Raw genomic sequence first — 8120 nt, forward strand, 5'->3', positions numbered from 1 at the left:
ACATTTATTACAAAGCCATAATTACACCTTTTTTGTGAAAAAAGAATTATTAAATACGATCCTAAACAAAGGAATACGTCTTACTGTTGTACACGGTGATTTGAAGGTAAATGCTCCAAAAGGTGCACTTACCAATGAATTATTATCGGCTATCAAAGAGAATAAGGCATATCTTATCAAATTGCTTTCGCCAGAAGTAACAATTCCGAAGGCAGCGTTTCAGCTTACATATCCTGTAACAGCTGCGCAAAGACGCATATGGATATTAAGCAAATTTGATGCGCAAAAAACAGCTTTCAACATTACAAATACGTTTAAATTTGAAGGTAATTTTGATGTGAATACTTTTTCAACTGCTGTCAAAGAAAGCATACGATGTCACGAAAGTTTGCGTACTAATTTTATAGAAACTGAAAATGGTGAATTAAGGCAAGTTATTTTACCTTTTGAAGAAGTTGATTTTTCGATAACAGTTGAAACAATTTCAGGTGCTTCTCAAGCAAATATTGATGCTTTTATTGAAAAAAATAGTCAGCATGTATTCAATCTTAACGAAACACCTTTACTCAAAGTTTCAGCATTAAAAATTACGCCACAATCGCATATCATACTATTCAATTTACATCATATTATAAGCGATGGTTGGTCTGTGCAAGTATTGACCAAAGAAATCATTAAAACCTACAATACTTTAGTACAAGATACATTTTCGCCAGTCCCTTCATTAGTAGTGCAATATAAAGATTATGCGGTTTGGAAAGAAAGTGAAGCACAACAGCAATTACTCAAAAAATCGGAAGCATATTGGCTTAAAAAGCTACATGGAGCACTTCCTGTATTGGAGTTTTCAACCAGTAAAAAGCGCCCAACAATTAAAACATACACTGGAAACGTACATACACATCATTTCTCAGGTACTTTTTATAAAAACATAAAAGAATTTAGTCAACATCAGGAAGTAAGCGTGTTTACTACATTGATGGCAGGAATCAATGGACTTTGTAGTCGATACACTAACAAAACAGACATCATTCTTGGAACTGTAACCGCAGGAAGAACACATCAAGATATAACAAATCAAATAGGGTTATTTCTAAATACACTAGCGATTAGAACAGCGTTTGAAGCTTTGGATAGTTTTAAAACGTTGGTAAACGTACAGAAAAATACATTGCTTGATGCTTACAAACATGAAGCATATCCATTTGATGTATTAGTTTCTGAATTAAACCCAAAACGTGACACCTCGCGATCAGCTTTATTTGATGTCATGGTCATCTTGCAAAATATGCAAGAAGCAAATGCAATTTCATTAGAAAGCTTAACGGTAACACCGTATGAGAAACAAAAAAAGACAAGTCAATTTGATATCACATTTTCGTTTGTAGAATCACAGGATGGGCTTAAAGTAGCTGTAGAATACAATACAGATATTTTTGAAGCAGCTTTCATTGAAAAATTCATTGCGCATTTTGAAAACTTCGTTACAGAAGGAATTCATTATGAAGAGAAATCAATTGCTACCATTGACTATATATCTGAAACGGAAAAGCAAACATTGTTATATGATTTTAATGCAACAAAAGTTGACTATAATACTGAAAACACAAGCTTAGATGCATTTCGTGCGCAAGTAGCTAAAACACCAACTGCAACGGCAGTTATTTTTGATGATTGCAAACATTCATACCAAGAACTAGATGAAAAATCTACGCAATTGGCAAATTATCTCCAAACGTTCAATATAGATAACAACAGTGTCATCGCGCTATGTTTAGATCGTTCGTTTGAAATGATGGTTGCTATTTTTGGAATCTTAAAATCAGGCGCAACCTATTTGCCGTTAGATCCTTCATTTCCGTTTGATCGCTTGGGATATATTCTAAAAGATAGCAACGCAGCAATCACAATAACAAATGCAGAAATAAAACAATTTATCGTTAGCGAAAGCAGCATAATTTGTATGGAAGATGTTTCTATTTGGAACGCAGAAAAAAAGACATTACCAACGATAAAATCGAGCGATAGTGCATACACAATCTATACATCTGGAACTACAGGAAAACCAAAAGGTGTACGTGTAACACATCAAAATCTGTACAATTTCTTAGTAGGATTAAATGTTCAATTTCCAAAGCAACAAATGTCAGCAAAATGGTTGGCTGTTACGAGTATCAGTTTTGATATTTCTATTTTAGAATTAATTTGGACAGTAACAAGAGGCGATACAATAGTAATACAAGCAGATCGTCCAATAGTACTAACTCCGCTTTCAGAAGACGCATCATCAGCGCAAAAAGCACAATATAAGTTCTTGTCAAAACGATTTGAAAATCAACAAACACCTTTTGAAGCAATCGTAAAATATGGTGTAACACACTTACAATCGACACCTTCATTTATTCAAGAATTTTTTATCTCGGAAGAAGGAAAACGTGCGTTGGTACAATTAGAAACACTATTAGTTGGAGGAGAAGCATTGCCAAAAAAACTATGCCATGATTTGATAGATCTTAGGGAGAAATCAATATTCAATATGTATGGACCCACGGAAACGACAATTTGGTCTAGCATTAAAGAAATCAAAGACAAATCGCAACTCACCATAGGAAAACCAATTGCAAACACACAAATCTATGTATTGGATGAACATTTACAAATATGTCCAATTGGTGTTGCAGGCGAATTATGCATTGGTGGCGATGGTGTAAGCGAAGGATATATTGGAAAAGATGAAATTACCAATGAAAAATTCATTCAGAATCCATTTGACAAAAATTCACATCAAAAAATATACAAAACGGGCGATTTAGCAATATGGCTTCCAAATGGAGAATTGGAATGTTTAGGAAGAAAAGACAGTCAAATAAAACTAAAAGGATACCGAATTGAATTGGGTGAAATAGAAAGTTTGCTACAATCAAATGATGCTATAGAAATGGCAGCTGTTGGACTTTCGGAAGAAGTTTCTGGAGAAAAACAATTGACAGCGTATCTCGTATCAAATCAACAAGAAAAATTAAACGAAATCAGAACAAATTTAGCTGAGTTTTTACCGCAATATATGGTGCCTTCTCGCTATGTATTTGTAGACAATTTGCCACTAACTCCAAATGGAAAACTAGATAGAAAAGCATTAACAGGATTGCAAGGAGAAACGTTGGCAACAGCTGAAAAATTTGTGGAGCCTTCAACAGAAGAAGAAGAAAAATTACTAGACATATGGAAAGAAATCTTAGGAAAAGAACGCATTAGTGTTACTGATGACTTCTTCAACTTAGGTGGACACAGTTTAAAAGCCGTAAACATGCTTTTCAAAGTAAATAAAGAATTTGGATTATCAGTAGAATTCACAGCAATATTCAAACTAAGAACTATAACAGAATTAGGGAAACTCATTGCCAATATTCTTTGGGACAAAAAACAATTAGATAACAACAAAATAGTAGATAAAATTACAATTTAAACAGTCATGGATAAAAAATATTTAAAATTAAACGTAGCGTTAGAAGCATTAGTAGATAGATGGTACGCATGGTCGCATATCGTATCACCCGGAACAGCCGCAATGAACATCAAAGAGCGTCATCTTAAAATTATGGGATCGTACATAAAGAATCCTAAAATTCATGCAGCTGCCGTAAAAAAACCAGAAATGTTAGGAGGACCTTTTATTGACTATGATGGTGGTAGAGTAGAAGAAATCAAAGAATTATACGATAACACGCTAGAGAAAAGAGCAAATATGCTTCATTTATATGATGCAATTCAAGAACTGAATGATATGCTTCAAAAAGAAGCTACAGGGTTTGCTTTAGATTCATTATATGATAAAGTACCAGACATTTTGAAAGGATTGGTAGAGTTGTATTACGATTTAAACAATCAACCAAACTACCGATTTTTTGAAAGTTTACTGTACAAAAGTGAATTCTATGACGAATCTGCGCAATCACTTTCATTACAACTAGTAGAATCAGACGATGCGCGATCATTTTGTTTAAGTACGCCGCGTTTAAATGAAGAAAATTTATTGCATTTAGATATTCCTTTTCGCGAAGAAATAATTGACAAATTATTCAAAATGAAACGTGAACCAGGAAACTATGAAGAAGTTAAAAATGCACTAAACATTTCTGCCGAACAAGAAGAATTATTCAAAACATTTTTCACAGACGAAGCGCCAAAAGAATATGAGCGTTACACAGGAGACGGAATTCGAACACGTTATTTTGGACACGCATGTGTATTGGTCGAAACAAAAGAAATGTCCATTTTAGTAGATCCTGTAATTAGCTATGATGGTTACGAAACAGACATCAATAGATATACAATAAACGATCTTCCAAAAGAAATTGATTACGTATTAATCACACACAATCACCAAGATCATGTATTACTAGAAACACTATTACAACTACGTCATTCTATCAAGAAAATTGTAGTGCCAAGTAGTGGAAAAGGAGATTTACAAGATCCTGGATTGCGCGTAATGTTTGAAAATATCGGGTTTAACAATGTGATCGAATTGGATGACATGCAAACCATTAAATTAGAAGGATGTACCATTACAGGTTTACCATTCTTAGGTGAACATTCTGATTTAGATGTGCGAAGTAAACTATGTTTTCATGTGTTATTACACAATGATTTCAGAGTACTATTTGTTGCCGATTCTAGAAACGTAGAGCCAAAACTATACGAGCGAATTCAAAAAATAGTTGGAAATGCAGATGTCATCTTCTTAGGAATGGAATGTGATGGCGCGCCACTATCATGGTTATACGGACCATTATTATATAAGCCTTTACCAAGAGAGCAAGATCAATCAAGAAGATTGGCAGGTTGTGATTACAAACAAGGAAACAGCTTAGTAGAAATATTCAATCCTAAAAATGTATTTGTATACGCTATGGGACTTGAACCTTGGTTGGAATTTATCAGTTCAATAAAATACACGGACGAATCAAAACCAATTATAGAATCGAACATGCTATTAGATAAATGTAAAGAACTCGGAATTGATGGAGAACGTCTATTTGGAGAAAAAACAATTGAGTATTAAATCAACAACTATCAATCTTTAAAAAAAAACCAACTGATGGAAGCAATCATACAACTACTTTCCGAATTGAGGGAACATGATATCAAGCTTGAGTTAAACAATGGCAACTTGGATGTAATATCCTATGGAGAAAAAATAAGCCAAGATCTAATTGTAAAAATTAAAACACACAAGGAAGAAATTAAGGCGTATTTGGCTTTTTTAGAAAGTGCCAAAAAAGAAGCAGCATTTATTCCTGAAGTACAAGCTGCTGAAATGTATGCAATGTCTCCTGCTCAGCGAAGATTATGGTTGTTAAGTCAGTTTGAAGGCGGATCGGAAGCATACAATATGCCTGTGTCCATTCAATTAAATGGTGAATATCATATTGAAAACTTCAAAAAAGCAATACTAGCCACAATAGATCGTCATGAAATATTGAGAACGGTATTTATAAAAGATAAAAATGAAGAAGTACAGCAAAAAATAGAAACGAGGGAAGCGATCGGTTTTGAAATCAAATACATAGATTACAGAAACGAGAAAAATCCAGAATTTATAGCAAATGCATTTGTAAAAGCGGATACAAACCAAGCTTTTGATTTAAACAAAGGTCCTTTAGTGCGTGTTTGTCTATTGCAAACTTCTGATGAAAAATTTGTCTTCTATTACAACTTACATCACAGTATTAGTGATGCTTGGTCTATGGATATCTTAGCAAGAGATGTAATGGCGTATTATGAAGCGTATCAATCTAATAGCGAAGTTGAATTGCCAAAATTACGTATTCAGTATAAAGACTATGCTTCTTGGCAACTAGCACAGCAAACATCTGAAACATATCAGACGCATAAAAACTATTGGTTAGATAAGTTTTCTGGCGAATTGCCATTACTGGAAATAGCATCACATGCAAAACGCCCAAAGATAAAGACATACAACGGCGCGACTTTACAAACGCATATTTCACCATTGTTAACGGGCAAATTAGAACAATTCATAACAGAACAACAAGGAAGTTTATTTACAACAATGTTGGCACTATGGAATGTATTATTGTCTAAATATACTTCGCAAAAAGACATCATTATTGGAAGTCCTGTTGCTGGTCGTAATCATTCAGATTTAAAAGATCAAATTGGTTTTTATGTGAACATGATGGCACTTCGAAACGAAGTAAATTCGGAAGAAAGTTTCAAGGATTTCTACAAACGTGTCAAAGACGATACGTTGCTTAGCTTTAATCATCAAGATTATCCTTTTGATCAATTGGTAGAAGATTTACAAATTATTCGTAATCCAGATCGTAATCCAGTATTTGATGTAGTCTTAGTTGTAAAAAATGAAGAGAAAAATAACAAGGAAACGATTTTAGACTATGAAAAAATAGTAGCACTCGACGCACAAACGTCGAAATATGACTTGCAATTATCTTTTCAAAAAACAAATGAGGCACTAGTTTTTGAATTAAATTATAACACAGATGTATACGATCGCAATCTAATAGAAGATTTGGTTGTTCACTTTAAGGCATTACTATCGGATGTTTTATTAGATACTAATCAATCAATAGCTTCCTTAAATTACCTTTCGATAGCAGAAAAAACGACTTTACTAGAAGACTTTAGTGGCATAAAAAACATAGCTGCTGTTCGAGAAAATGTGGTTGATTTATTTCAAGCACAAGTTTTAAAAACCCCTACAGCAGTTGCGGTTAGCGATCATGAGCATAATTATACGTATGAAGAATTAGATCGATTGTCCAATCAATTTTCAAACTATCTTCTCCAAACACATCAAGTTGGCGTTGGAAGTTTTGTTGGACTTAGTTTATCTCGTGATGCTCGTTATATCATCAGTTTGCTTGGGATTTTAAAAAGTGGTTGTGGTTTTGTTCCGATCGATGCTAACTATCCATCCGATCGTCAATCGTTTATGTTGAAAAATTCAGGTGCATCGTTATTAATTACGGAGACCGATCATCAAATCACAGGATTTACAGGAACTGTCATCGGGTATGATGCTATTGATTTAAGGGCTTTTAGTGATCAACTAGTTGCAACCTCACTAATGCCAACTAGCAGCGCGTATATCATGTATACTTCAGGCTCAACAGGGATTCCCAAAGGTGTTGAAGTAACCCATCAAAACATAGTTCGTTTGGTTCAACACACGAACTACTATCAATTTACTGAAGACTCTGTCGTTTTAAGTACGGGTTCTTTCTCTTTTGATGCAACGACTTTTGAGTTTTTCGGTCCCTTATTAAACGGCGGAAAACTAGTACTTAGTAGTTATGATGCATTACTAGATGTTGATCTGTTAAAAAGCAGCATCAACGCTCATGGCGTTACCGTGATGTGGTTTACCTCAGGTTGGCTCAATGAACTGGTAAGTACCGACATTAGTCTATTTAAAAACTTACAAACGGTCATTGCTGGAGGTGATAAACTCTCTAGTTTTCACATCAAACAATTACGCCAGGCGTATCCAAGTCTTCAAATCATCAACGGATATGGACCAACGGAAAACACGACTTTCTCACTGACCTATGAAATCGGCTCTGAAGTAGAAAACACGATTCCAATTGGCTATCCAATAAGCGGCAGTAGCGCGTATATCTTAGATGATTCTAAAAACCCAGTGGGTATTGGTATTGTTGGGGAAATCTATCTTGGCGGCCACGGACTTGCCAATGGTTATGTTGGCGATCAGCCGCTTACAAATGAAAAATTCATCAGCAATCCATTTCAAGCAAATACCCGTTTGTACAAAACAGGCGATTTAGGGATGTGGAGCAGTGATGGAAAAGTTCATTTTATGGGCAGAAGAGATTCCCAATTAAAAATTAGAGGACATCGAATAGAGCTAGGCGAACTGAGTCACATTGCACAATCACATGAACGTATTTCAGATGCGCATGCGGCGGTTATCGAAAGTGTTACTGGTGGAAAATCGTTGGTTTTATACTATATCAGCGACAGCGAAAACATAGAAACCGACTTGCGCAGTTATCTTCAAGAGCGACTGCCAAGTTATATGCTACCGAGCTACTATCACTCGATGGATCGTTTTC

Annotated in this window: 3 protein-coding genes; all 3 read left to right on the forward strand. The window is 34.8% G+C overall.

Annotation, left to right across the window (positions count from 1 at the left end; translation table 11 throughout):
- Nucleotides 1-34 precede the first annotated feature (34 nt).
- Nucleotides 35-3466 (forward strand): non-ribosomal peptide synthetase, encoded by a 3432-nt coding sequence (locus tag H2O64_RS23745; RefSeq protein WP_187564742.1) that lies wholly within the window; start codon nucleotides 35-37, stop codon nucleotides 3464-3466.
- Between the two features lie 6 nt (nucleotides 3467-3472).
- On the forward strand, nucleotides 3473-5065 hold the full coding sequence (locus tag H2O64_RS23750) for an MBL fold metallo-hydrolase (RefSeq protein ID WP_187564743.1): 1593 nt from the start codon (nucleotides 3473-3475) through the stop codon (nucleotides 5063-5065).
- Nucleotides 5066-5101: 36 nt separating this feature from the next.
- Nucleotides 5102-8120, forward strand: a 3019-nt coding sequence (locus tag H2O64_RS23755; RefSeq protein WP_187564744.1) for a non-ribosomal peptide synthetase, incomplete at its 3' end; no start/stop codon positions are given.

It is taken from the genome of Kordia aestuariivivens (assembly GCF_014397005.1).
Taxonomy (GTDB): domain Bacteria; phylum Bacteroidota; class Bacteroidia; order Flavobacteriales; family Flavobacteriaceae; genus Kordia; species Kordia aestuariivivens.